At 68.2% G+C, this 24,146-nt stretch carries 19 protein-coding genes; 4 read left to right on the top strand and 15 right to left on the bottom strand.

Translation table 11 applies throughout. The features are described from left to right. Nucleotides 1-55: 55 nt before the first annotated feature. The 10 genes from ACTHK2_RS07710 to murJ all read right to left on the bottom strand — a co-directional run bounded on the left by ACTHK2_RS07710 (nucleotide 56) and on the right by murJ (nucleotide 14,597). Nucleotides 56-4,168, bottom strand: a complete 4,113-nt coding sequence (locus ACTHK2_RS07710) for a pilus assembly protein (RefSeq protein WP_440245120.1) — start codon at nucleotides 4,166-4,168, stop codon at nucleotides 56-58. A gap of 25 nt (nucleotides 4,169-4,193) precedes the next feature. Then, a complete protein-coding gene (locus tag ACTHK2_RS07705) occupies nucleotides 4,194-4,874 on the bottom strand; it encodes a pilus assembly PilX family protein (protein ID WP_440245119.1) in 681 nt (226 codons plus the stop codon). An 8-nt stretch (nucleotides 4,875-4,882) separates the two neighbouring features. Then, nucleotides 4,883-6,202, bottom strand: a complete 1,320-nt coding sequence (locus tag ACTHK2_RS07700) for a PilW family protein (RefSeq protein ID WP_440245118.1) — start codon at nucleotides 6,200-6,202, stop codon at nucleotides 4,883-4,885. 29 nt (nucleotides 6,203-6,231) lie between these two features. Then, nucleotides 6,232-6,738: a type IV pilus modification protein PilV gene (gene pilV / locus ACTHK2_RS07695; protein ID WP_440245117.1), complete on the bottom strand. Its 507-nt coding sequence runs from the start codon at nucleotides 6,736-6,738 to the stop codon at nucleotides 6,232-6,234. Nucleotides 6,739-6,749: 11 nt separating this feature from the next. After that, nucleotides 6,750-7,385, bottom strand: coding sequence for a GspH/FimT family pseudopilin (locus tag ACTHK2_RS07690; RefSeq protein WP_440245116.1), 636 nt, complete (start codon nucleotides 7,383-7,385; stop codon nucleotides 6,750-6,752). A 129-nt stretch (nucleotides 7,386-7,514) separates the two neighbouring features. Next, entirely contained in the window at nucleotides 7,515-8,462 is a 948-nt protein-coding gene (ispH, locus tag ACTHK2_RS07685) for a 4-hydroxy-3-methylbut-2-enyl diphosphate reductase (RefSeq protein ID WP_440245115.1), read from the bottom strand. A 7-nt stretch (nucleotides 8,463-8,469) separates the two neighbouring features. After that, the gene (gene lspA, locus ACTHK2_RS07680; RefSeq protein ID WP_440245114.1) at nucleotides 8,470-8,967 is read right to left on the bottom strand and encodes a signal peptidase II; all 498 of its coding nucleotides are present in this window, start codon (nucleotides 8,965-8,967) and stop codon (nucleotides 8,470-8,472) included. Beyond that, nucleotides 8,967-11,846, bottom strand: coding sequence for an isoleucine--tRNA ligase (ileS, locus tag ACTHK2_RS07675; RefSeq protein ID WP_440245113.1), 2,880 nt, complete (start codon nucleotides 11,844-11,846; stop codon nucleotides 8,967-8,969). The genes lspA and ileS overlap by 1 nt, the downstream gene beginning before the upstream one ends. A 96-nt stretch (nucleotides 11,847-11,942) precedes the next feature. Beyond that, the gene (locus ACTHK2_RS07670) at nucleotides 11,943-12,884 is read right to left on the bottom strand and encodes a bifunctional riboflavin kinase/FAD synthetase (RefSeq protein WP_440245112.1); all 942 of its coding nucleotides are present in this window, start codon (nucleotides 12,882-12,884) and stop codon (nucleotides 11,943-11,945) included. Between the two features lie 105 nt (nucleotides 12,885-12,989). Next, nucleotides 12,990-14,597, bottom strand: coding sequence for a murein biosynthesis integral membrane protein MurJ (murJ, locus tag ACTHK2_RS07665; protein WP_440245111.1), 1,608 nt, complete (start codon nucleotides 14,595-14,597; stop codon nucleotides 12,990-12,992). A 152-nt stretch (nucleotides 14,598-14,749) separates the two neighbouring features. On the opposite strand from murJ, the gene rpsT reads away from it, so the two are divergent. Then, entirely contained in the window at nucleotides 14,750-15,013 is a 264-nt protein-coding gene (rpsT, locus tag ACTHK2_RS07660) for a 30S ribosomal protein S20 (protein ID WP_131995482.1), read from the top strand. Nucleotides 15,014-15,180: 167 nt separating this feature from the next. Here the strand turns inward: rpsT and cgtA are convergent, their stop codons facing one another. From cgtA to ACTHK2_RS07640, 4 genes are all read right to left on the bottom strand, one after another. Further along, nucleotides 15,181-16,224, bottom strand: coding sequence for an Obg family GTPase CgtA (gene cgtA / locus ACTHK2_RS07655; protein ID WP_440245110.1), 1,044 nt, complete (start codon nucleotides 16,222-16,224; stop codon nucleotides 15,181-15,183). A gap of 250 nt (nucleotides 16,225-16,474) precedes the next feature. Further along, nucleotides 16,475-16,732: a 50S ribosomal protein L27 gene (gene rpmA, locus ACTHK2_RS07650; RefSeq protein WP_131994653.1), complete on the bottom strand. Its 258-nt coding sequence runs from the start codon at nucleotides 16,730-16,732 to the stop codon at nucleotides 16,475-16,477. Nucleotides 16,733-16,743: 11 nt separating this feature from the next. Continuing rightward, complete coding sequence (gene rplU, locus ACTHK2_RS07645; RefSeq protein ID WP_440245109.1) at nucleotides 16,744-17,067, bottom strand: 50S ribosomal protein L21; 324 nt, start codon at nucleotides 17,065-17,067, stop codon at nucleotides 16,744-16,746. 130 nt (nucleotides 17,068-17,197) lie between these two features. Beyond that, nucleotides 17,198-18,628 (bottom strand): hypothetical protein, encoded by a 1,431-nt coding sequence (locus ACTHK2_RS07640; RefSeq protein ID WP_440245108.1) that lies wholly within the window; start codon nucleotides 18,626-18,628, stop codon nucleotides 17,198-17,200. 272 nt (nucleotides 18,629-18,900) lie between these two features. On the opposite strand from ACTHK2_RS07640, the gene uvrA reads away from it, so the two are divergent. Together uvrA and ACTHK2_RS07630 are read left to right on the top strand one after the other, a co-directional pair. Continuing rightward, a complete protein-coding gene (gene uvrA / locus ACTHK2_RS07635) occupies nucleotides 18,901-21,768 on the top strand; it encodes an excinuclease ABC subunit UvrA (protein WP_440245107.1) in 2,868 nt (955 codons plus the stop codon). Continuing rightward, nucleotides 21,765-22,232 (top strand): acyl-CoA thioesterase, encoded by a 468-nt coding sequence (locus tag ACTHK2_RS07630; protein ID WP_440245106.1) that lies wholly within the window; start codon nucleotides 21,765-21,767, stop codon nucleotides 22,230-22,232. Before uvrA ends, ACTHK2_RS07630 begins: the two co-directional genes overlap by 4 nt. Here the strand turns inward: ACTHK2_RS07630 and ACTHK2_RS07625 are convergent. Next, nucleotides 22,193-22,639 carry a copper chaperone PCu(A)C gene (locus ACTHK2_RS07625; RefSeq protein ID WP_440245105.1) on the bottom strand — a complete coding sequence of 149 codons (447 nt, stop codon included), beginning with the start codon at nucleotides 22,637-22,639 and terminating at the stop codon, nucleotides 22,193-22,195. The genes ACTHK2_RS07630 and ACTHK2_RS07625 overlap by 40 nt on opposite strands. Nucleotides 22,640-22,700: 61 nt before the next feature. Between ACTHK2_RS07625 and ACTHK2_RS07620 the strand changes: the two genes are divergently transcribed. After that, nucleotides 22,701-24,125 carry a DUF4139 domain-containing protein gene (locus tag ACTHK2_RS07620; RefSeq protein ID WP_440245104.1) on the top strand — a complete coding sequence of 475 codons (1,425 nt, stop codon included), beginning with the start codon at nucleotides 22,701-22,703 and terminating at the stop codon, nucleotides 24,123-24,125. Nucleotides 24,126-24,146: the final 21 nt, after the last annotated feature.

Genomic DNA, 24,146 nt, shown 5'->3' with positions numbered 1-24,146 from the left:
GTTGGCCCCCGCCCGCTCGAGCGGGCGGGGGCGCAAGCTTTGAAGAGATAGCGGCTCAATGCAAGTCGATCAGCTCTCGCCACGCCGCGCGATGCCAGGGCGCGGGAGAAATCGACGCGTTGATCGCAGCAGTCACATCGGGCGAAGCGCCGGGGATGATGAGCCCGCCACCCTGCTTCTCGATCGGATCGCCGATCGGCCGGTTGCTGCCGGTGACCTGGCCCGTCACGCCCACCCCGGCGCGACGGCCGAGGCCGCCCGGGAACGCCGCAGCGCCATTGGCCGCATTGATCGCCATCACCGCGAAGCGGCGACCCGGATCGCACGGGTCGTCGCCCTTCGGGATCATCGTGTAGAGCACGGCGATATTCGCGCTGAAATACGGGATCGCCCGGCGGTCCGCACGCTCGCCCTTCTCCGGGGTGCCGGCGAAATTGAGCGGCAGACGCCAGCCATTGGCGGGGCCGATCGAGACGTTGATCGGGTTGTTGTGGGCATCCAGGGCCCCGATCAGCATGTTCGGCGCACCCACGGGCACCGATGCGGGCGGCTGCTCTCCGGTGATCGTGCGCAAGCCCGTCGTCGCATTCTGCGTGAGCACCTGGGTCACGAGCGTATTCGGCGCGATCGGGGCGCTGTACGTCGAGTAGTCGCGGATGCCGTAGAACGCCTGCGCCGGGATCGCGCTGGTGCGATCGTCGCGACCGAGGTACTTGCCCGTGCCGAAGACGAGGATCGGCCGCAACGTGACCGGATCGCGCAGCGCGGTCGGGTTGTACACGATCGGCTGGTCGCCCACGGCGGCCGCGCCGCCCGCCGCGTACGTGCTGAACATCAGGTCGACCTTCCAGTTGGAAGAATTCGGATCGCTGAGGTCGAAGCGCCACAGGTTGCCGGCGAGGTCACCCGCGTACACGTAGTCGGCGATCTGGTCGTTGCCGACGTCGTACACGGTCGGCGTCGACAAGCCGTAGGTCTTGAATCCGGGCGGGCGCGTCTGCGGCGCGAGATCAGTGCGGATCTCGCGGATCAGCTTGCCATTGGACAGGTCGATGACCAGCAGCGACGTGTGCTTCGCCGCCGGCTCGCTCGCATCGTTGGCGATCGCCGCATCGGCCGATCGCGAGGGGAAATAACCACTCGACACCACCGCGACCCACTTGTTGTCGGCCTTGATGCGCGCGACGTTGACGGCGTCGTACGTATAACCGAGCGACGGACAGGTAATGGCACCGGGAGCGCATACCGGATCGTTCGCCGGCACGCTGGCAGGGTCGCGCGTCGGACCGCTGTTGAACTCCCAAAGCACGGTCTTCGTGGCCACCGTAGACTCACTCAATGCGTTGCTAGGCACGTCCGTGACGTCGAGCGCGTAGACGCCACGGCCGCCCAGCCGCAGCGAGCCGACCAGGATCGTGTGCCAGGAACCATTGAGGAACACGTCGGCTTCGCGCGGCGCCGAATCCACCCCCGGTGTGAGCCCCGCGGTGTCGGCCGTCGAGCGCGGCACGCGCCGGTTCTGGATCAGTGTCGACGGCACGAAGGCCCAGCTCTCCACGCCGGAGGCCGCGTCGAATGCGTGCAGCATGCCGTCGTTGGATCCGACATAGACCATCGGCTTGCGATCGCGGCGGCTCTCCTGGAACTTGGCGTAGCCGTTACCGAGCGCCGCTGCCGTCTGCTCGGGCGAGCCGAGCGGGAACGTGTCGTAGAAACCGCCGCGCGGCGAGGAAACGTACAACGGCGCCGCATTGATGACCGCCCCGAGGACCGAGCTGCGGGTACGGAAATGCGGAGTCGGCGTTGCCTCGTTGGTGCGGAAGCCGCGCACGTAGTTGACTCGGTTCGTACCGTAGGCATCGCAGGCAACCACATTGCTCGCGCTGCACAGCGTCGTGTCGGTCGGCTTCTGGTTGAGGCCATTGGCGAGTTCGGGGATGGACGACATCGAACTCCACGTGAACGGCACCGCCGCCGTGCCCGTCGACGTTCGCACCGACGTGAAGATGCGGCGCGAATCGGGGCTGCGTGCGGTGCCCGGATATCCCGGCGGCGCGACCCACGGGCCGCCGCTCGGCTGGGTGCAGCGCGCGGTCCCGGGGTCGAACGTGCCGCCGGTCAGGATGCAGCCCGCATCCCAGTCCGGATTGATCAGGTCCTGCGTATCGGGATCGGCAGCGCCGTGGATGAGCGAGCCCGACCAGTCGGAACTGTCGTAACCCGCCGAATAGGCATTGTTGCCGGCCGTCGCGAGCGGCAACGAAATCGACGTCGGTGTCGAGGACGCGCCGCGCGCGAGCACGTTGTTGATGATCGCCTCGAGGTGCGAGACGAGGTCGCCGGGATTGCTGGCACTGAAATACGAACCGCGCGAATTGACCGCCGCATGCCAGGTGTCGTCGATCGCGGGCGGCGCATTGTTGGACGGCCGCGGCCAACCGGTGATTCCGGCGGAATTTTGCTGGCCCTTGCGCAGCTTGCACATGTCGCTGTTCGGATTGGCGCAGTCGACGTCTTCGGAGAAGTTCAGGTCGCCGGCAATGCCGAGCGTGACCATGAACTGCACGACGTGCTGCCATGTCGCCGGATCGTTGGCAGGATTGAAGTACACCTCGGCATTGGCGAGCGGGTCCTGCCCGACCGGCGTCGAGCCGGTGATCCCGGTGGTCTTGTCTGGGATGAACGGCTTCACCTTGTTGTCGAGATCGCTGCGCAGGTCCTGCGCCCAGTAGTTGAACGCGATGTTCGCGAGCGACGAGGTGTAGATGTTGCCGTCGACGTCCCAGTACACCCGCGAGGTCGCATCGCTGTTGGAAAAGGCCTTGCCGTCCGGCAGGGTACGCCCGGCTTCCGAGGTGTAGAACGGCGAGGGCAACGTCGGATCGCCCTCGTTCCAGTAACCGTCGGTGACGAGCATGTGGAAGTTCTGCCGGCACGACAGTTCCCGTCCCGCCGTACCCGTGCTCGCGTCGGCGAGCTGCCAGTACGGGTCGAGCAGGTTGCCCGTGTTGCCGCGCTTGAAGAACTCACCCGCGCGGATCGTCGACGCGCGGTCGGGCGTCGTGCCACTCGCACCCGTTTCGAACACCCAGTTGAAGAACGCGCTGCGGTAGCAGTCGGGTTGTGCGCCTGTCGCGAATGTGCTCGCCGGATTGGTCCCGCTGCATGCGACGCCCGCCTTGTCGAGCAGCTTGGTGATGATCGCGGTGCCAGGCAGCTTGAACGTGCCATCGTTGATGTTCTGCCACGCCACGCGCACGTTGCCACCGAATTTCGCGAAGGTGCGCGACAGCGCAGTACGCGTCATCAGGTTTCGCGTGCGGTAGTACGCATACCAGTTGGCGAAGTTCTGCCACTGGTTGATCGACACGCCTTCGATCGTGACGGTCGTGTTGGGCACGCGTACCGCTTCCCAGTTGGCGCTGTTGTAGAGGCGGTTGAGGCCGGTACCCGTCGTGCCCGCAGGCCCCGTCGGATCGCCGAATGCGTCCACGGGAATCGCGGGAGCCGTGTCCTTGTAGCGGTAGTAGTAAGGGCCGCCGTTGTTGACGTTCTCGCCGCCCACGAATGCGGTCGGATACGAGCCGTAGCCGCACGTCCAGCGTTTGTCCGTCGAGCCCGACTTGATGCCGACGATATTTGTCCGCCGGCTGTCGTCACCACCGGCGTCACCATCCGGGTTGTCGTTGTCCCCGGCCGTGCCCGGCGTGACGGGATTGCGCGGTCGATTCACCGCGATGCCGTCGGCCCACACCGCGGCCAATGTCGCATCCGCGTTCGGGAACGACGTGCCGTCCGCCTTCACAGGGGGCGTATAGAGCACGTTCGGGTTGTAATAGACGCCGTTCATCGCACGCGAGCGAACGTCGCCCGCTGGCGCACGGGGATCGATCACGCCTGCGCATCCCCATGGCGCGCCCCAGCCTGAATTGTCGAATGGGCGGCCGTCGCCCATGTAGTGGCTGGCCATCGAACCGGAGTCGTCGAACGTCACGACGATGTTCGGCTCGACCGATGCAGTGAGTTCCGGCGGCGTGGCGAGCAGATCCGTCGTGCCCGGGGCGATGACCGCCTGCGCGAACGCGTTGCCGGACATGCCGGCTGCGGCGCACAGGCCCGCGGCCGCGAACGCGAATGCGAGGGAATGGAAGGTACGGGGCGAGTGCATAAAAATTTCCTCTGCCTAGGCGGCGTCAAGGAGTCCCGGACAGGTTGGCGCCGGCATTGCCGAGATTGAGGCCGGGCGAATACACGCTTTCCGCGACGCGGATGACCGCGCCGCTACCACCCTGGCTGCGGGCGGTGAGTCGATAGAGCCATGCGCTCTTCTGGTTTTCCGGATCGATGATGCCGCGCTGCTGACCGAGCCCGGCGGGTACATCCGCGCCGAGATCTTCGATGAGGTAGATCGGCTGGGCGCTCAGCGCGGCCGTCTTGAGATCGTCTTCGCTGAAGCTCGTCAACGTACGCGCATAGGTGTACGCGCTCGGAGGCGGGGCGACCCAGCTCGACGCCGTGCGGAATTGCTGCACGGAATCGTCGAGCTTGGCACCGGCCCATCCGCCGCCGAGGTCGACCTGGCGTGGCGGATACACGCAGACGCCGCCGCCGCCCACCGGGCACTGCGGCAGCGGGTTGCTGCCGCTGAAGTTGGCCGTCGTGAAGAACGCCTCGCCGCCGCGCAACGCGCTCTCCGAACCCATCAGGCCGAGCTGGCGGTTGCGCATGCCACCCGTCATTTTCTCCTGCAGGATCGATGTGCCGGTCGCGGTCAGTGCAAGCAACGTGACGAGGATGAGGAAGACCAGCGCGACGAACAGGACGGCGCCGGACGGCCGATGGGCCATGTTGGAAATGCGGGAATGGCGCTTCATGTCGCTGCTCAGAAGTTGTGGTTGCGGGTGGACGCGAAGGCGACGAACTCCCGGCGCAGCATGCTGCCGGCCTTGAGCGTCGACGGCAGGTCGGTCGCATTGGTCGTCGCATAGGTCTGGCCCATGAAATGGTATTCACGGGCCGAATCCTCGAGTCCGAACAATTCGTCGACGGTATTCATGAGCAGGTGCGCCTCGATCGAACGCACCGAACGCCAGAGGCAGCCCGGCTCGGTGGTCATTCCATCCGGCGCGGGAATGCACGGCGCCACACTGGTCTCGATCTCCTGCGCCGACATGAAACTCGTGCTGCCATCCGGGTTCTGCACACCGAACACGAACTTGAGTTCGTCGACACCCTGCACGAGTTCGCTGAGGTTGATGTCGGCGCCGTTCTCGCGTCGCACGAGCACCGGCACGACACGCTTGGCCGAAGTCGGACTGTTCGGCCGTGCATCCGGATTGGGATCCTCGACCAGTTTCACGAAGTACGTCACGGTGACGAAGTCCTTCGAGAAATTGAATACGCGCTGGTCACGGTTGCCCGGATTCACGCACTGCGCCGAGGTACCGGGTAATACCGTGCCCACCGTGAGCGCCGCCGACGTCGCGGTGGCGACCGGCAGGATGTTCGAATTGACGCCGTCGGTGATGATCGCCAGGTCGCCTGCCTCGAAATCGAACGGATCGTCGCCGGTCGCCGGCGACAGCCGCACGAGCGCTCCGCTCGCGCACGCGCCGAGGGCGGTGGCCGGCCATCCGCTGCCACGCTGGTAGCGGATCGTCAGCACGTCGCTGCCCGGCAGGCGCTCGTCCTTGTCGGTGCCTTCCGGCGGCAGCTCCGACGGCAGGCCGGACGGCGTGCAACTGCCGGGGGCGTCGCAGGAGTAGCCCTGGATGAAATAGCGTGGACTGAGCAGGTAGGTCGCCGTGGCATCGGTCGCACTCGGGTAGCCGGCGGCATCGATGCTGTGCATTCTCGCCAACGGGGCATCACCCGCCGCGGGCGAAGGATCGCGCCAGTTGAGATTCGGCGCGAGCACGGTCGGCGTGCGCGCACGAACCACGGGCACGAGCGTGTTCGGCAAGGCCTGGCCGGAGAAGTTGTTCACGAACTGCGCGCCGACCATGCGCAGGTCCTGCTCCATCGAAGTCGCGGCGAAGCGACCGTTCTCCTGCAGCCGGGCCAGGCCGTTCTGCAGCTTGTTCGTCTGGCTCGTCGTGCTGAACAGACTGACGATGCCGATGCTCAGCACGAGGCCGAGGGCGATCGCGATCATCACCTCGATGAGGGTGAAACCGCTCGCGCGGTGGCCGGCGACGCTCATGCAGGTCTCCCTGTGCATCCGGTTCTTCTTCACGGCTGGAACACCCATGCGAACGTCTGCGGAGGAACCGCCGCGGGATCTTCCGCTACCTCGAGCGCCGCTTCGGTCCACTGGATCGTGAAGGTGCAGATCCCGTCGTAGGTCGATGCGCCGCTGGTCGCCGGCGTACCCAAGGGGTTGCCGACGCAGTTGATGTTCGCCCTCGGATTGGGAAGCGAACCGACCAGCTGCTGGCTCCAGGAGGCCCGATCACGTTCGACGAGCTGGTCGGGCGTGCAGCCGGTTTCGCAGGGCGGGTCCGCGGCGGTGGACGCGTCGTAGTCGCCGTTGTAGCTGTTGGTCTTGCCGGTATTCGCGCGCATGCGGTCGGCCATCGACTGCGCGAGGAACGAAGCCTGCGTGCGCAGGTACGCACTGTTGTTCGTCTTCACCGACACGACCATGAGGCCGGCCACGCCGAGCAGCCCGAGGCTGAAGATGAGCAGTGCGATCAGTACTTCGAGCAGGGTGAAACCGCGAGGGATGCCACGTCGCATGGGAGTCTCCGTCAGCCGCAGTCGCCAGCAGGCGCACCGGTCGTATCGCGCTGGGTCGTGACGATTCCTGACCGGGCGACCATGACCTGCCGGGACTGCGCCGGATTGGGATGGGTGGTGGGGCGGCACACGCTGAAATCGAAATGCGTCGCGGGACTGGCGAGCCCGCCCGAGGAATTGAAGATGATGCGATCGTCCACGGTGCCGCTGCCGACGGCCCGGCCCAGGATGCGATAGTTGTCCGGAATCGGGCCGGCCCAGCGCGGGCACAGCGGCGTCTCTCCATCGAGGTCGACCCAGGCGGCGCATGCCGCCTCCGACGGCTGCTGCTCGGGAGCGTCCACGCTGCCGGTCGCGGTGGCCTTGCCGGCCACGATCTGCCATCCGTTGTTCCAATTGCCCCCATTCGCGATGAGGGCGACCTGGCGTCCGCGCTTGACCGCCTCGGAACGCGCCGAATTCAGTGCGCCGACAAGCGCATTGGTGTTGTCGGTCACGGTCATGCGCATCGAGAACTCGCGGAAATCCGGCAGCGCAAGCCCGATGAGGATCGCCACGATCGCCACCGCGATGACCAGCTCGAGCAGGGTGAATCCGGCCGCCGGCCGCCGGCTGCCCTTCGCGGACACGGATACTCGCTTCGACATCGCCCTTCCCCAGCCGAACCGTCAGGTGGAGCTACCCTACGCAGCGACTCCGGGGCGGACAAGCAGGTGCGGTCGCAAGGTAGGATTTGCCGGACGAGCGGCGCCGCCGCAGGGCTTTCTGCCGCCCGATCAGGCCACTACGCGCAGGCGCCGTTCCTTCGGAAGGGCGAAGGTGACGTTCTCGGGCTCGCCGTCGAGTTCGCGCACGCCGCCGGCACCGGCTTCCCGCACGGCGGCGACCACTTCGCGCACGAGGCTCTCCGGCGCGGAGGCGCCCGCCGTCACGCCGATGCGCGTGCGGTGCTGGAGCCATTCCGGACGGATGTCCGCGGCGCCGTCGATGAGGTAGGCCGGCACGCCCTGCTTCTCGGCCAGTTCGCGCAGGCGATTGGAGTTGGAGCTGTTCGGCGAACCCACGACGAGCACGAGGTCGCATTGCTGGCCGAGCTTGCGCACCGCGTCCTGCCGGTTCTGCGTGGCGTAGCAGATGTCGTCGTGGCGCGGGCCCTGGATCGCCGGGAACCGGCGCTGCAGCGCCTCGATCACCGCACGCGTATCGTCGATCGATAGCGTCGTCTGCGTCGCGAAGGCGATGTGCTCGGGATTGCGCGGCTGCAGCCGGTCGACGCACCCGGGCGTTTCGACCAGGTGGATCGCGCCCGCGTTGGCCGGGTCCCATTGGCCCATCGTGCCTTCGACCTCGGGATGCCCCGCATGGCCGATCAGGACGACGTCGCGGCCGGCCTTGCCGTGGCGCGCGACTTCCATGTGCACCTTGGTCACCAGCGGGCAGGTCGCATCGAACACGCGCAGGCCGCGTTCGGTGGCTTCGCCGCGCACCGCCTGTGAAACGCCGTGCGCACTGAAGATCACGGTGGAGCCATCCGGCACCTCGTGCAGTTCGTCGACGAACACGGCGCCCTTCGCACGCAGGCGGTCGACCACGAAGCGGTTGTGCACGACCTCGTGGCGCACGTAGATCGGCGCGCCGAATGTTTCCAGCGCACGCTCGACGATCTCGATCGCACGATCGACGCCGGCGCAGAATCCGCGGGGGTTGGCGAGCAGGACTTCCATCGCTCGATTATCCGCCTTTGGCGGCGGCTTTCCCACCGAAGAATCCGAACACGACGAGCAGCACGGCGCCGACCGAGATCGCCGAATCGGCGACGTTGAACGCCGGGAACGACCAGTCGCCCCAGTACACCTGCACGAAATCGGTCACATGGCCCAAGCGCAGGCGGTCGATGAGGTTGCCGAGCGCGCCGCCGATGATCAGCGCCAGCGGCAGCGCGTTGCGCCAGTCGCCGCGCGGCAGGCGCGCGAGCCAGGTCGCCAGCACAGCGCTCACGCCGATCGCGAGCGCGGTGAACAGCCAGCGCTGCCAGCCGCCCCCGCCGGCGAGGAAGCTGAATGCCGCGCCCGGATTGAAGGCGAGCGTCCAGTTGAGCAGACCCGGGATCACCGCATGCGGCTCATACGGGCGAAGTTCCGCGAGCGCGACGTGCTTGGTCAGCTGGTCCAGCCCGATCACCAGCAGCGACAGCGCGAGCCAGGCGAGCGCGTTCGGCCGCATCGCCATCAGAACCACCGCCGCGTTTCGCCGGCGCCGTCGACGTTTTCGATGCAGCGTCCGCAGATCTCCGGATGCTCCGCGTGCGCGCCGACGTCGGCGCGGTAGTGCCAGCAGCGGATGCACTTCTGCGCGTCACTCGGCTTGGCGCCGACCCACACCTGCGCCCCTTCGAGCTCGACGCCCTGCACGTCGGTGCGGCCATCCGGATCGGGCAGCGCCGCGAGGTCGGCGAGTTCGAGGCTCGAGGTGATGAAGAAGAAGCGCAGCTCGTCGGCCACCTCGGCGTAGCACGCGCGCGTCGCGGCGTCCGCATGCACGACGACTTCCGCCTGCAGCGACGCACCGATCGAACCCGCGGCACGCATGCCTTCGAGCAGGCGCGCGGCGCCACCGCGGATCGACAGCAGGTCGGCCCACCAGCGGCGCTGCTCCGGGGAGCCCTGCGGTGCGGCGAGGCCGTCGTACCAGGTTTCGAACATCACCGATTCGGCGCGCGAGCCAGGAAGCAGCGGCCAGATTTCCTCTGCCGTGAACGACAGGATCGGCGCGATCCAGCGCACGAGTGCCTCGGCGATGCGATGCATCGCCGATTGCGCGCTGCGCCGGCCGCGGCTGTCGGTCGGCATCGTGTAGAGGCGATCCTTGGTGATGTCGAGGTAGAGCGCGCCCATCTCGTTGGTGCAGAAGTTCTGCACGCGCGCGACGACCTCGGGGAAATCATGGCGTGCGTATGCGGCGACGACCGCCTGCTGCACGTCGTACGCCTGCTGCACGGCCCACTGGTCGAGCAGCAGGCAGTCCGCCACCGGCAGCAGGTCGCGCGACGGATCGAAGCCGTCGAGGTTGCCGAGCAGGAAACGCGCGGTGTTGCGGATGCGCCGGTACGAATCGGCGACGCGCTTGAGGATCTCGTCGGACACCGCGATCTCGTTGCGGTAATCGGTCGAGGCGACCCACAGGCGCAGCACGTCGGCGCCGAGCGTGTCGACGACCTTCTGCGGCGCGATCACGTTGCCGAGCGACTTCGACATCTTGCGCCCCTGCGCATCGACGGTGAAGCCGTGCGTGAGCACCGCGTCGTACGGCGCGTGGCCGCTCATCGCGGCCGAGGTCAGCAGCGAGGAGTGGAACCAGCCGCGATGCTGGTCCGAACCTTCGAGGTACATGACCTCGTCGCCCGGCTTGCGCGCGAGTTCCGGCCGCTGGTCGAGCACGCACCAGTGCGAGGTGCCCGAATCGAACCAGACGTCGAGGATGTCGGTGACCTTGTCGTAGTCCGCGGCGTCCGCGCCGAGCAGCTCGGCCGGATCGAGCGCGTACCACGCGTCCACGCCATCGCGCTCGATGCGCTGCGCGACCTGCTCCATGAGCTCGACGCTGCGTGGGTGCGGCTGCTGCGTCGCCTTGTCGACGAACAGCGTGATCGGCACGCCCCAAGTGCGCTGGCGAGAAATGCACCAGTCCGGGCGCCCGGCGATCATGCCGGCGATGCGCTCCTCGCCCCAGGCGGGGAACCAGTCGACGTCGTCGCGGATCGCCTTCAGCGCACGCGCGCGCAGGCCTTCCTTTTCCATGCTGATGAACCACTGCGGCGTCGTGCGGAACGCGACCGGCGACTTGTGGCGCCAGCAGTGCGGGTAGCTGTGCGTGATCTTCGTCGCCGCGAGCAACACGCCGCGCTCGCGCAGCAACTCGACGACGGCGTCGTTCGCCTTCCAGATGAATTGGCCTTCGACGATCGGCGTGCCGGGCAGGTAGACGCCGTTGCCGCCGATCGGGTTGAGCACCGATGCGGGGTACTTGTCGACGAGGCCGTACTTCTGGCCGACCGCGAAGTCCTCGACGCCGTGCCCGGGCGCGGTGTGCACGGCGCCGGTACCGTCCTCGGCCGAGACATGCTCGCCGAGCAGCAGTGGGATATCGCGTTCGAAGAACGGATGCGCGAGCAGCAGGTTCTCGAGCGCCGCGCCCTTCGCGCGCCCGAGCACGTGCACCCCGTCGACACCGTAGCGCGCGAGCGCCGCCGGTGCGAGCGCATCGGCGACGACGAGCAGCACGCGCCTGCCGCCGCGCGAGGGCCCTTCGATGAGCGCGTATTCGAGTTCGGGCCCGAGCGTGACCGCGACGCTCGCGGGCAGGGTCCACGGCGTCGTCGTCCAGATCGGCACCGCGACGATGTCGCCATCGGCGATCGTCACGCCGAACTTCGCCGCGAGCGCTTGCGGATCGCGTGCGTCGTAGGCGACGTCGATCGCCGGCGACACCTTGTCCGCGTACTCGATCTCCGCCTCGGCGAGCGCCGAACCGCAGTCGAAGCACCAGTGCACCGGCTTGAAGCCGCGCACGACGTGGCCGTTCGCGTGGATCTTCGCCAGCGCGCGGATGATGTCCGCCTCGTAGCGATGGTCCATCGTGCGGTAGGGATGGTCCCAGTCGCCGAGCACGCCGAGTCGCTTGAAGTCGGCGCGCTGCAGGTCGATCTGCTTCTCGGCGTATTCACGGCATTTGCGCCGGAACGTCGCCGCGTCAACCTTCTGGCCGACCTTGCCGATCTCCTTCTCGACCGCGACTTCGATCGGCAGGCCGTGGCAGTCCCAACCCGGCACGTAAGGCGAGCGCAGGCCGGCGAGCAGCTTGGACTTGACGACGACGTCCTTGAGGATCTTGTTGACCGCGTGGCCGATATGGATCGCACCGTTCGCGTACGGCGGGCCGTCGTGCAGGATGTAGGCGCGCTCGCGCTTCGCGGTGCGGCGCTGGATCTCGCCGTAGCGATCCACGCGCTCCCACTCGGCGAGCATCGCCGGTTCGCGCCTGGCGAGGTCCGCCTTCATCGCGAAGTCGGTCTTCGGCAGGTTGATCGTGTCCTTGTAGTCCTTGCTCATGCGCCGCTCGGGGGATCAGGAAATCGGGGAATCGGGAATCGGGAAACCGCGAAGGCTACCGGGTCGCGGCGCCGTCGCAAGCCTGCGTCCGGAGGTTCATGCCGGCGCCACGCCGAGGATCGAGCGCGCCTGTTCGGCATCGCGACCGATCTGTCGGACCATCGCGGCGAGGTCGTCGAACTTCGCCTCGTCGCGCAGCTTCCGCACGAACTCGACTTCAATGCGGCGCCCGTACAGGTCGCCGTCGAAATGGAACAGGTGGGCTTCGAGCAGCGGCTCACCGCCACCACCGATGGTCGGACGGATGCCGAGGCTGGCGACGCCTGCGCGCGCGCTGTCTTCCACGCCATGCACGCGTACCGCGAAGATGCCCGCGACGGGCGACGTGCGCCGCCCGAGGCGGATGTTGGCGGTAGGCCAGCCGAGCTTGCGGCCGAGCTGCGCCCCGTGCACGACATGCCCGCCGATCGCGAAGCGCCGGCCGAGCAGGCGCGCGGCCGCGTCGAAATCGCCGGAACCGAGGAACGTGCGTATTGCGCTGCTGCTCACGCGCACGCCATCGGCGGTCACGTCGGGCATCACCTCGACCGAATAGCCGAGGCGCCGGCCGCAATCGCGCAGCAACGCGACGTCGCCGCGCCGCGCGTGGCCGAAACGGAAGTCCGCGCCCACCCAGATCTCGCGCGCATCCGCGCGGCCGACCAACACGTCTTCGACGAAGCTTTCCGCCGGCATTGCCGCGAGGTTCGCGTCGAAACGCAGCGACAGCAGCTTCGCCGCCCCGGCCGCGCCGAGCAGCGCGATTTTCTCCCGCGCACTCGCGAGGCGCGGCACCGGCGTCCCGCGCGCGAAGACCTCGCGCGGGATCGGCTCGAAGCTGATCGCGAGCGGCACGCGGTCCTGCGCGCGCGCGCGCTCGCGCACGCGCGCCAGCAGCGCACGATGGCCCAGGTGCACGCCATCGAACGCGCCGACGCAGACGACGCTGCCGCCCGGGGCCAGGCTCGGCCCCGCGGCATCCCGGAAAAGCAGGCTCATCCACCGAGTATAGCCGCTGCGCCGCAGCACGCGCGCGCGTCGGCGTGGGGGCGATGTGCATCGCGGGGCGGTACGCACGACGGGACTCGTGCTTCGTGCTCGCCCCTACACACCGCGCAGGTCGCGCAGGCGGAATCCGCAGGCGAACAGCACGCCGGCGAAGGTCGCGCCACCGCCGAGGACGAGCACGCCGAGGCGGACGACGCGCGTACCGGTATCCCAGGCGCCCCATTCGGGCCACTGCCACAGGCCGACGCCGAGCACGGCGACCATCGCCGCGCACGCGGCGGCGAGGCGCACGAGATGCAGCCCCCAGCCGGGCTGGCGCACGTAGATGCCGTCGCGGCGCAGCGCCATCCAGAGTTGCGCGAGGTTGAGGTAACTCGCGAGCGCGCTCGCGAGCGCGAGCCCCATGTGCAAGCCGGGCACCTTCGCGATCGCCGCGAGCCAACCGTCGGCGAGGTCCTCGGGGCGATGCCAGAGCTGGAACAGCACGGCGACGAAGACGAGGTTCAGCAGCATGTTGACGACCATCGCCACGATGCCCGCACGCACCGGCGTCTTGGTGTCCTGGCGCGCGTAGAACGCGGGCGCGACGACCTTGACCAGCGCGAACGCGGGTAGGCCGAACGACAACGCCGACAGCGACAGCGCGGCCATCTCGACGTCGTGCGCGCCGAAGCGGCCGTGTTGCAGCAACGTCGCGAGCAGCGGCCTGGCGAGCAGCACCAGCGCAAGCATCGCCGGCACCGAGATCAGCAGCGCGGTGCGCAGGCCCCAGTCGAGCGCGCGCGCGAAGCCGTCGCGATCCGTCGCGACGTGATGGCGCGACAGCGACGGCAGGATCACCGTGCCGAGCGCGACGCCGAAGATGCCGAGGGGGAATTCGAGCAGGCGATCGGTCTGCGTGAGCCAGGTCTGTGAGCCGGTGATCAGGAACGACGCGATCAGCGTGTCGAGCAGCAGGTTGACCTGCGCGACCGAGGAGCCGAACAGGGTCGGCACCATCAGCGTGAGGATGCGGCGCACGTCCGGATGGCGCCAGCCCCAGCGCGGCCAGGCGAGCAGGCGCAGCTTCGCCAGCGCGGGGAGCTGCACGAGCAGCTGCAGGATGCCGGCGGCGAGGATCGCCCAGCCGAGCGCCATGATCGGCACGTCGAACCAGCGCGACCACCAGAGCGCGGCGGCGATGATGCACAGGTTCATGATCACCGGCGTGATCGCCGGCAGCATGAACTGGTGGAAGCTGTTCAACACCGCGCCCGCCAGCGCCGTCAGGGAAACGAACAGCAAGAACGGGAACATCACGCGCAGCAGATCGGTCGTCAGTGCGAATTTCGCCGGCTCGTCGATCGCGCCCGGTGCGAAGCCGCCCGCGACCCAGTGCGCGCCGAGCATGCCGAGCGCGGTCACGAGCAGCAGCACGCCGCCGAGCGTGCCGGCCGTGCGCGCGACGAGCTGGCGCAGGTCTTCGTGGCTGCGCGTCTCCTTGACCTCGGTGAAGACTGGCACGAACGCGACCGAGAACGACCCCTCGGCGAACAGCCGGCGCAGGAAGTTCGGGATGCGGAACGCGACCCAGAACGCGTCGGTCGCCGCATTCGCGCCGAACGCATAGGCGATCGCCTGCTCGCGCACGAGCCCGAGCACGCGCGACACGAAGGTGCCGCCGCTGAAGCTCAGCATCGAGCGAAGCAGGCTCGGGCGGCTCATGCTTGGAGCGAGGCTTGAAGACCGGAGGCCCGGCGCGGCTGCGCCCGCAACACAGGACCGGCGAATCGGTCGCGCAACTGATTGACGCAACTGGCCCAACTCGGCATAATCGCGCCCCTTTTTCCAACCCGAACAGTTACCGGAGCAATCCCTTGGCCAACATCAAGTCCGCGAAGAAGCGTGCGCGCCAGTCCGAGCAGCACCGCCAGCGCAACGCCAGCGCGCGTTCGATGGTTCGCACGGCGATCAAGAATGTCGTGAAGGCGATCGAAGCGAAGGACAAGGCGAAAGCCGAGGCCGCGATGAAGATCGCCGAGCCGGTGATGGATCGCTACGCCGCGCGTGGTCTGATCCACAAGAACAAGGCCGCCCGCCACAAGAGTCGCCTCACCGCGCACATCAAGGCGCTCGCCTGAACGACCCGCGGTCATCGCATCGAAGAAGCCGGCGCAAGCCGGCTTCTTTTTTGCCCCACCGGGAGACGCGGCATGCCTCGCGCAAGGACACGGCCGGGGAAGCAGGCCGCTGGATTCCCGCGTTCGCAGGCATGACGCCGACATGAAAGCCGTCGCCGGAACGGCGCTCACGCGCCCTGCCCGGCCGCCTCGGCGGCGTACTTCTGCTCGTCGAAGAAGCGCTGGATGTCCAGGCACAGCGGCCAGGTGCCCTCGCGCGCGATCGCGGACACCATGTACCACGGTTGCTTCCATTTGAGCTTCTTCACGATCGCCTTGGCCGCCTTCTCGCGTTCTTCGGGGGCGATCAGGTCGACCTTGTTGAACACGAGCCAGCGCGGACGATCGAGCAGTTCCGGATCGAACTCCGCCAGTTCGTTCTCGATCGCGCGGATCTCGGCGACGGGGTCGGTGATCCCGTCGAGCGGCGCGATGTCGACGACGTGCAGCAGCAGGCGCGTGCGCGCGACGTGCTTGAGGAACTGGATGCCCAGTCCCGCCCCTTCCGCGGCGCCTTCGATGAGGCCCGGAATGTCGGCGATCACGAAGCTGCGATCGGCCTCGATGCGCACCACGCCGAGGTGCGGCTGCAGGGTCGTGAACGGATAGTCGGCGACTTTCGGCGTCGCCGCCGACACGGCGCGGATCAGGGTCGATTTGCCCGCATTGGGGAAACCGAGCAGGCCGACGTCGGCAAGTACCTTGAGTTCGAGCTTGATCTCGCGCTCGTCGCCGGGGCTGCCGTGGGTCGCCTTGCGCGGAGCACGATTGACCGAACTCTTGAAGTGGATGTTGCCGAGGCCGCCGTGACCGCCCTGCGCGACGAGCAGGCGCTGGCCGTGCGTGGTCAGGTCGCCGATTTCCTCGTCGGTCGCGGTATTGATGACGACCGTGCCGACCGGCACGCGGATCAGCGCGTCCTCGCCGCCCTTGCCGGCCATCTGCCGGCCCATGCCGTTTTCCCCGCGCTGCGCCCGGAACACGCGCTGGTGGCGGAAGTCGACGAGCGTGTTGATGCCTTCATCCGCGACGAGCCAGACGCTGCCGCCACTGCCGCCGTCACCCCCGTCCGGCCCGCCGAAGGGAATGAACTTCTCGCGCCGGAAGCTGACGCAGCCGTTGCCGCCGTTGCCGGCGTGGACCTGGATGACTGCTTCGTCGACGAATTTCATGGGAGGACCGGGATTGGGGATTCGGGATCGGGGATTCGGTATTCGGGACGGGGATCGGTGACAAGTCGGTCTCCGGCGGTGATGTCACTGCTCGCTGCATCCGGCGCTCGAAGCTGGCGGATGCCGGTGTCGCGAAGAGGGCGAGATGCTGGCTTTTCCGAATCCCGAATCACCCATCCCGAATCACCGTGCCGCAAACGAAAAACCCCGCTCGAAGCGGGGCCTTCCGCGGTACCGCTCGCGAACGCGATCAGCCCGGAATCACGTTGACCGTCTTGCGCGCCTCGGCGCCCTTGACCTTGAACTCGACCGTGCCGTCGACGAGCGCGAACAGGGTATGGTCGCGGCCGAGGCCGACGCCGGTACCCGGGTGGAAGCGCGTGCCGCGCTGGCGCACGATGATGTTGCCGGCTTCGACGGCCTGGCCGCCGTAGACCTTCACGCCGAGGTACTTCGGATTCGAGTCGCGACCGTTGCGGGTTGAGCCGCCTGCCTTTTTATGTGCCATTGCCGTGCTCCTTACTTCTTGCCCGCGCCGGTGATGCCGACGATTTCGATTTCGGTGTAGTGCTGGCGGTGCCCCGTCTCCTTGCGGAAATGCTTGCGGCGACGGAACTTGACGATGCGGATCTTCTCCGCGCGGCCGTGCGACTTCACCTTGGCGGTGACGAGCGCGCCGGCGACCAGCGGGGCGCCGACGGTGACGCCTTCGCCTTCACCGACCAGGAGGACCTGGTCCAGCTTGACTTCGGCGCCGACGTCCGCGGCGATCTTCTCGACGCGCAGGACTTCGCCCTGCGCCACGCGGTACTGACGACCGCCGGTTACGATGACTGCGTACATGATGGCCATGCCTCTGTAGTTATTCTGGAATCAGCCCGGCCCAGGGTCATGGACCCGGAGCGAGCCGCGCAGTCTAACGGAGCGCGGTTTCGCGCGCAAGTCGTTGTTCCGTCACGACGGGCGCCCGGGGTCACTGCTCGAAACCATCGGCGAACAGCACGCCGGTCAGGTACGGGGCGAGGTAACGGAACTGCTCGGCCATCGAGCCGTCGACGGTCGACTCCAGGTTCGGCTCGCACGGGTGGAGGTTCACCGGGTCATACAGGCAGCCGCCGTGGAGCTGTCCCGCGACGATCGCCTGGCCGCCATCGAGGACGAACGCAGCCGATCCGCTGCTGCCGGCATAGACCGCGCCGGCCCAGTCCGGCAGGCCGCCGCTGAGCAGATAGGGATACGGTGCGAGCGCATTGCCGCACAGGATCGAGTCGTCGCTCGCGTGCAACGTGCGGTAGCTGTACGCGAGCGGCGAGCCGAGCGGATGACTGAGGTGATGGAGGCGCACGCCGTTCGCGGGGCGCGTCGCGCTCCAGCCGAGCAGGGACCGCCCGGGCGGCAGCCTGGACAGGCGCAGCAGGCTGAAGTCCGGCAGGTCCAGGCCCGCGCCCGTTGCGACCAACGTCGCTCCCTCGACGGTGACCGCCGGCAGCATCTGGCAGCCGCCGCAGGTCGTGGTACGCCGATCGAAATGCGCCTCCACCGTCGCGGCCTCCGCGGCCGTCGCCACGCAGTGGTTCGCCGTGAGGAACCACGGGGTTCCGGTCGCTTCGGTGTCGTTGAGCAATGTCCCCGTGCACGCCGAGCCGCCGCCGTCGTCGCGGACGAAGGAGTAGTTCGCGACCGCCTTCGCGGCGACCGCCAGTGCCGGCTCGGCCGAGAGCACGCAGGTCGCGTCCTGCGTGCAGTCGGGCACCGGGGTACCGCAGAAGTCACGGTCGTCCGGCTCCGGTCCGACCTGGTACTCGCGACGCAAAGCGGCCAAGGCGCCGTCGCGCGGTCCGATGTGCAGCAGCGCGGCGATCGTGAAGCGGCTCGCCGCGAGCGCGGCCGCATCCGGCGCGCGCAACTGGACGCGCACCGCATCACCGAACACGCTGCCCGACCAGAGTCGTCCCGCGAATGCCGCGCTGCCCCGATAGGGGCCGACCGCCTGCCCCGCCTCGTTGTATACGGTCAGCGTCGCGCCCGCCGCCAGCCGCAGCGCGTCGAAGCGGATCCTGACGCCGTCCGCGCCGCGCGAGCGCAAGCCGATCTCCCACACACGCGCGCCGTCGGTGCCGAGGCCGAAGCGGCCGCGCTGCCCGCCTGCTCCTTCCGCGCGCTCGCCCGCATCGAACGCGACCGGCAGGTTCGCCGGCACCGACGTTCCCGTATGCAATGGCACACCAAGCCGGGGCGAATCGTTCAGCAATGCGTCGCGCTGTGCCGGCGCCAGCGGCAGGTCGATGAACTCGGCGTCGGCGATCGACGGGCGGCCATCGAGAAGCGCGTCGAAGCGGCGCCGGCGGTCGGCTGCCAGCGCCGCAGCGTCGGGCGCTCGCGTATCGAGTTCGCGCGTGGGCACGCGGAGTGCTCCCGGCGGGAACGCCGCACCCGTTGCGGCAACGGGCGCGTCGATGCGCACGGGACATCCAGCCCCATCGGCGCCTGCGGCGGACCACGCGGGCCAAGCGAGCAGCAAGGCGAGGCGGGCGGGCAGAAGCGACATGGCAGCCACTCTACCTGAACGGCGATTGCGAGGCGCCATCGCGCCGCGCGACGTCTCGGCCCGCGCGACGCACCCGCCTGATCCTGGCGCCCTTGCTATAGTGGACGACGCCCCTCACCTTTCCCGCCATGGACTTCATTCGCATCCGCGGTGCGCGCACGCACAACCTCAAGAACATCGATCTCGATCTGCCGCGCGATAAGCTGATCGTGATCACCGGACTCTCTGGTTCGGGCAAGTCCTCGCTGGCGTTCGACACGATCTATGCGGAAGGCCAGCGGCGCTACGTCGAGTCGCTGTCCGCGTACGCGCGGCAGTTCCTGTCGATGATGGAGAAGCCCGACGTCGACCACATCGAGGGCCTGTCGCCGGCGATCTCGATCGAGCAGAAGTCGACGTCGCACAACCCGCGTTCGACCGTCGGCACGATCACCGAGGTGTACGACTACCTGCGCCTGCTGTTCGCGCGCGTCGGCACGCCGCGTTGCCCCGACCACGGCATCCCGCTCGAGGCGCAGACGGTGAGCCAGATGGTCGACGCGACGCTCGCGCTCGACCCAGCGAAGCGTTACATGCTGATCGCGCCGGTCGTGCGCGAGCGCAAGGGCGAGCACGTGCAGGTGTTCGACCAGCTGCGTGCGCAGGGCTTCGTGCGCGCGCGCGTCGACGGCACCGTGCACGAGCTCGATGCAGTCCCCGCGCTCGCGCTGCGCCAGAAGCACACGATCGAAGTCGTCATCGACCGTTTCCGGCCGAAGGCCGACATCAAGCAGCGTCTCGCCGAATCGTTCGAGACTGCGCTGCGCCTCGGTGAAGGCATCGCGATCCTCGTCGACCTCGACGACGTGAATGCAGCCGAGGTCACCTACTCGTCGCGCTTTTCCTGCCCAGTCTGCGACTACTCACTGCCGGAGCTCGAGCCGCGCCTGTTCTCGTTCAACTCGCCGGTCGGCGCCTGCCCCGCCTGCGACGGCCTCGGCGTCACCCAGTTCTTCGATCCGGCGCGCGTGGTCGTCAACCCGCACCTGAGCCTCGCCGCGGGCGCGGTGCGCGGCTGGGACCGACGCAACCAGTACTACTTCCAGCTCATCCTCTCGCTCGCCAAGCACTACAAGTTCGACGTCGACACGCCGTGGCACGACCTGCCCGAAGCGACGCGGCACCACGTGCTGTTCGGTTCCGGCGGCGAGCCGATCAGCTTCCGCTACGTCACCGGCGCGAGCGGCGCGGTCACGCGCCGGCATGCGTTCGAAGGCATCGTGCCGAACCTCGAGCGCCGCTACAAGGAAACCGAATCGCCGGCCGTGCGCGAGGAACTCGCCAAGTTCATCAGCGAGCGCGCCTGCCCAGACTGCCACGGTCAGCGCCTCAACCGCAGCGCGCGCAACGTGTTCGTCGGCGACTCCAACCTGCCCGCGCTCGGCGCACTGCCGATCGAGCAATCGCTCGCGTTCTTCAAGTCGCTCACGCTGGCCGGCTGGCGCGGCGAGATCGCCGCCAAGATCGTCAAGGAGATCCGCGAGCGCCTGCACTTCCTCGTCGATGTCGGGCTCGACTACCTCACGCTCGACCGCCAGGCCGACTCGCTGTCGGGAGGCGAGGCGCAGCGCATCCGCCTTGCCTCGCAGATCGGCGCCGGCCTCGTCGGCGTCATGTACGTGCTCGACGAGCCGTCGATCGGCCTCCACCAGCGCGACAACGAACGCCTGCTCGGAACTCTCAACCGCCTGCGCGACCTAGGCAACACCGTCATCGTCGTCGAGCACGACGAAGACGCGATCCGCCTTGCCGACCACATCGTGGACATCGGCCCCGGCGCGGGCGTGCATGGCGGCGAGATCGTCGCGCAGGGAAACATCGACGCGATCCTCAAGTCGAAGCGCTCGCTGACCGGCCAGTACCTTTCCGGCCAACGCGGCATCGAGGTACCCAGGCAGCGGCGCAAGGCCGACCCCGACAGGATGCTGCGACTGCTCGGCGCCAGCGGCAACAACCTCAAGAATGTCGATCTAGAGATTCCTGCGGGCCTGTTCACCTGCGTCACCGGCGTGTCGGGCTCGGGCAAGTCGACGCTCATCAACGACACGCTGCACAAGTACACTGCGGCCGAACTCAACGGTGCGAACGAGAAGCCGGCGCCGTTCCGCCAAATCGAGGGGCTCGAGCTGTTCGACAAGGTGGTCGACATCGACCAGTCGCCGATCGGCCGCACGCCGCGCTCGAACCCGGCCACGTACACCGGGCTCTTCACGCCGCTGCGCGAGCTCTTCGCGCAAGTGCCCGAGGCGCGTTCGCGCGGCTACGGTCCCGGCCGTTTCAGCTTCAACGTCAAGGGCGGGCGCTGCGAGGCGTGCGAAGGCGACGGCCTGATCAAGGTCGAGATGCACTTCCTGCCCGACGTGTACGTGCCCTGCGACGTCTGCCACGGCAAGCGCTACAACCGCGAAACCCTCGAGATCACCTACAAGGGCCACACGATCGCCGACGTGCTCGAGATGACGGTCGAGGACGCGTACAAGCTGTTCGAGCCGGTGCCGGTGCTCGCGCGCAAGCTCGAGACGCTCATGCACGTCGGGCTCACCTACATCAAGCTCGGCCAGAGCGCGACCACCCTGTCCGGTGGCGAGGCGCAGCGCGTGAAGCTGTCGCGCGAGCTCAGCAAGCGCGACACCGGCCGCACCCTGTACATCCTCGACGAGCCGACCACGGGCCTGCACTTCCACGACATCGAGCAGTTGCTCGGCGTGTTGCAGCGGCTTGCCGACGACGGCAACACGGTCGTCGTGATCGAGCACAACCTCGACGTGATCAAGACCGCAGACTGGATCGTCGATCTCGGACCCGAAGGCGGTGGACGCGGCGGCACGATCGTCGCGACCGGCACGCCCGAGCAGATCGCGCGCGTGCCCGGCTCGTACACCGGTCGGTTCCTCGCCCGCACGCTCGCCGGCACGGCCACCACGCCCCGCAAGCGCAGCCGCAAGGAAGCCGCATGAGCACGACCGATGCCAACGAAGCCGTCGATGCGGCGATGCCGCTGCTCGCACGCGTGCCGATGGCGGTGCGCTGGGGAGATCTCGACGCCTTCAACCACGTCAACAACGCGGCCTTCCTCGTCTACGCGCAGGAGGCGCGCCTCGACTGGCTCGCCGGCATCGAAGGCGCCTGGTTCGACGAGACGATGATGCCGGTCGTCGCCGCGGCGCAGGTCAACTACCGACGCCAGCTCGGCTGGCCCGCGCGCATCGTGGTCGAACTCGCGACCAGGCGCCTCGGCAACTCCTCGGTCACGATCGCGCATCGCATCGTCGATGCAAGCGATGACACACTCGTCTACGCCGACGGCGAAGTCGTGATGGTGTGGATCGATCCGGCAGGCGGACGTTCGGTGCCGCTGCCGCCCGCGATCCGCGCGGCCTGTCAGTCGTTGGTGGAATCGGGCGCGACGACGTCGAAGTAGGTTTCCAGTCGCGTACCGTCGGAGAGCAGGAACATCACCTGCACTTTTTCGCCGACTTCGATCGCATGGCGCGGCTGCATCAGCATGAGATGCTTGCCGCCCGGGGCGAGGCGGGTCTCGCCGCCCGGCTCGATCACGAGGCGGTGGACCTCGCGCATCCTCGAAACGCCGCGTTCGACGACCGTCTCGTGCAGCGAGGTCAGGCGGAAGGCATCGCTCTGCACCGTGAGCACCGTGAGCGGCGCGTCGCCGCTGTTCTTGAGGGTCACGTAGCCGGCCATCATCGTCGCCCCTGGCGGCGCGGCGCGGATCCAGGCGTCGAAGACGCCGAGCTTGCCGTCGGCATGCGCGCTCGTCGAAGCCGACAGCAGCATGAGCAGGAGCGGAACGAAGCGCGGACGAACCATGGCGGCCTCCAGTGTCGCAGTTATCATACCCGCAACCCATCTGCGCAACAGGAGTGCGACCATGCGCCTCGACCTGCTGGTGCTCGCCATGACCGCCATCGTTTCCACGATCGCTTCCGCCGCCGATCCCGCCGTCACGATCTATCGCAGCGACAGCGACGCGCTGTTCGATTCGGGCAACCAGCCGGTCGCCGATGGCCATGCGATCGTGCACGAACAGCGCACGCTCTCGCTCGCGGGCGGCCGCGAAACCCTCGTCGTCGACGGCCTGCCGACGATGCTCGACACCGAGGCGGTCGCGGTGGATTTCGGCACGGCCGCACGCGTGCTCGGCCAGCGCGTGATGTCGGCGGGGGATGCGGGCCTGCTCGCTGCGCATCGTGGCGAACGCGTGCAGGTGTTCGGCGCGGACGGCAAGCCGCTCGCCGACGGCACACTCGTCGCGATCGACGGCAGCGGTCTCGGCATCCGCGGGCCGAACGGGCGGATCAGCTACGTGCGTGACTACGCGCGCGTCGAGTTCGCCGAAGGATCCGGCCTGCCGGGCAGCACCCTGCAGGTTGCCGTCGACGGCAAGAGCGGCTCCGCCAAGGCGACCCTGACCTATCCCACCTCCGGCCTCGGCTGGCGCGCCGCATATTCGGCGCTGCTGCTGGGCGACGACGGCTGCCGCCTGCGCCTCGATGCGCTCGCGAGCATCGCCAATCGCAGTGGCCGCGACTATGCGGGCGCGACGATCAAGCTCGTCGCCGGCTCACCGAACTTCGCGAAGTACGATCGCGGCCCGCGCGTGATGATGATGAAAGCCGCCGCGGCACCGGCTCCGGAAGCGGTGCCCGAGCAATCATCGCTCGGCGACTATCGCAGCTACGCGATCGACGGCGCGCTGGAACTGCCGGATGCGAGCGTGACGCAGGTGCCGCTCTATGCGAGCGACGAGCTCGCCTGCGAGCGGCGCTGGCTGTACGAGACCGGCGGCGCATGGTTCCCGCCCAAGCCGATGCTCGAGCCGGAGGCATGGCAGAACGGCGGCGGCCCCGTGCAGAGCCAGCTGTCGTTCGTCGCCGCGGAGAACCTCCCCGCCGGCAACCTGCGCGTGCTGGCGCGCGACAAGGACGGGCGCACCGAACTACTCGGAGAAAACCGCATCGCCGACATCGCCAAGGGTCGCGACGTAAAGGTCGATCTCGGCGTCGCGTTCGACCTCGGCGCGACGCGCGAGCGCACGACGTTCAGGGTCGACAAGGCGACGCGCGAGCTCGAGGAAGGCTTCCGCATCGCGCTCACGAACAGCGGCGAACGCGCACGCGAGGTCACATTGCGCGAGCACCCGAACCGTTGGCGCGCATGGACGCTCGTGTCTTCGAGCGCCAAGCCGTCCAAGCAGGCGCCCGACGTGCTCGAATTCCGCATCGCGGTGCCTGCCGGCGGCAAGGCGACGCTCGACTACGTCGTGAAATACCACTGGTCGCCGACCGACGACTGATGCGCCCTTCCAGCCACGCGA

It is taken from the genome of Dokdonella sp. (genome assembly GCF_051958935.1).
GTDB lineage: Bacteria > Pseudomonadota > Gammaproteobacteria > Xanthomonadales > Rhodanobacteraceae > Dokdonella_A.
This window is presented reverse-complemented; position numbering and strand designations above follow the sequence as displayed.

What these genes read in the sequence shown, in the direction of transcription:
- ACTHK2_RS07710 (WP_440245120.1), bottom strand. Translation starts at nt 4,168, where the DNA reads ATGCACTCGCCCCGTACCTTCCATTCCCTCGCATTCGCGTTCGCGGCC.
- ACTHK2_RS07705 (WP_440245119.1), bottom strand. Translation starts at nt 4,874, where the DNA reads ATGAAGCGCCATTCCCGCATTTCCAACATGGCCCATCGGCCGTCCGGC.
- ACTHK2_RS07700 (WP_440245118.1), bottom strand. Translation starts at nt 6,202, where the DNA reads ATGAGCGTCGCCGGCCACCGCGCGAGCGGTTTCACCCTCATCGAGGTG.
- pilV (WP_440245117.1), bottom strand. Translation starts at nt 6,738, where the DNA reads ATGCGACGTGGCATCCCTCGCGGTTTCACCCTGCTCGAAGTACTGATC.
- ACTHK2_RS07690 (WP_440245116.1), bottom strand. Translation starts at nt 7,385, where the DNA reads ATGTCGAAGCGAGTATCCGTGTCCGCGAAGGGCAGCCGGCGGCCGGCG.
- ispH (WP_440245115.1), bottom strand. Translation starts at nt 8,462, where the DNA reads ATGGAAGTCCTGCTCGCCAACCCCCGCGGATTCTGCGCCGGCGTCGAT.
- lspA (WP_440245114.1), bottom strand. Translation starts at nt 8,967, where the DNA reads ATGGCGATGCGGCCGAACGCGCTCGCCTGGCTCGCGCTGTCGCTGCTG.
- ileS (WP_440245113.1), bottom strand. Translation starts at nt 11,846, where the DNA reads ATGAGCAAGGACTACAAGGACACGATCAACCTGCCGAAGACCGACTTC.
- ACTHK2_RS07670 (WP_440245112.1), bottom strand. Translation starts at nt 12,884, where the DNA reads ATGAGCCTGCTTTTCCGGGATGCCGCGGGGCCGAGCCTGGCCCCGGGC.
- murJ (WP_440245111.1), bottom strand. Translation starts at nt 14,597, where the DNA reads ATGAGCCGCCCGAGCCTGCTTCGCTCGATGCTGAGCTTCAGCGGCGGC.
- cgtA (WP_440245110.1), bottom strand. Translation starts at nt 16,224, where the DNA reads ATGAAATTCGTCGACGAAGCAGTCATCCAGGTCCACGCCGGCAACGGC.
- rpmA (WP_131994653.1), bottom strand. Translation starts at nt 16,732, where the DNA reads ATGGCACATAAAAAGGCAGGCGGCTCAACCCGCAACGGTCGCGACTCG.
- rplU (WP_440245109.1), bottom strand. Translation starts at nt 17,067, where the DNA reads ATGTACGCAGTCATCGTAACCGGCGGTCGTCAGTACCGCGTGGCGCAG.
- uvrA (WP_440245107.1), top strand. Translation starts at nt 18,901, where the DNA reads ATGGACTTCATTCGCATCCGCGGTGCGCGCACGCACAACCTCAAGAAC.
- ACTHK2_RS07630 (WP_440245106.1), top strand. Translation starts at nt 21,765, where the DNA reads ATGAGCACGACCGATGCCAACGAAGCCGTCGATGCGGCGATGCCGCTG.
- ACTHK2_RS07625 (WP_440245105.1), bottom strand. Translation starts at nt 22,639, where the DNA reads ATGGTTCGTCCGCGCTTCGTTCCGCTCCTGCTCATGCTGCTGTCGGCT.
- ACTHK2_RS07620 (WP_440245104.1), top strand. Translation starts at nt 22,701, where the DNA reads ATGCGCCTCGACCTGCTGGTGCTCGCCATGACCGCCATCGTTTCCACG.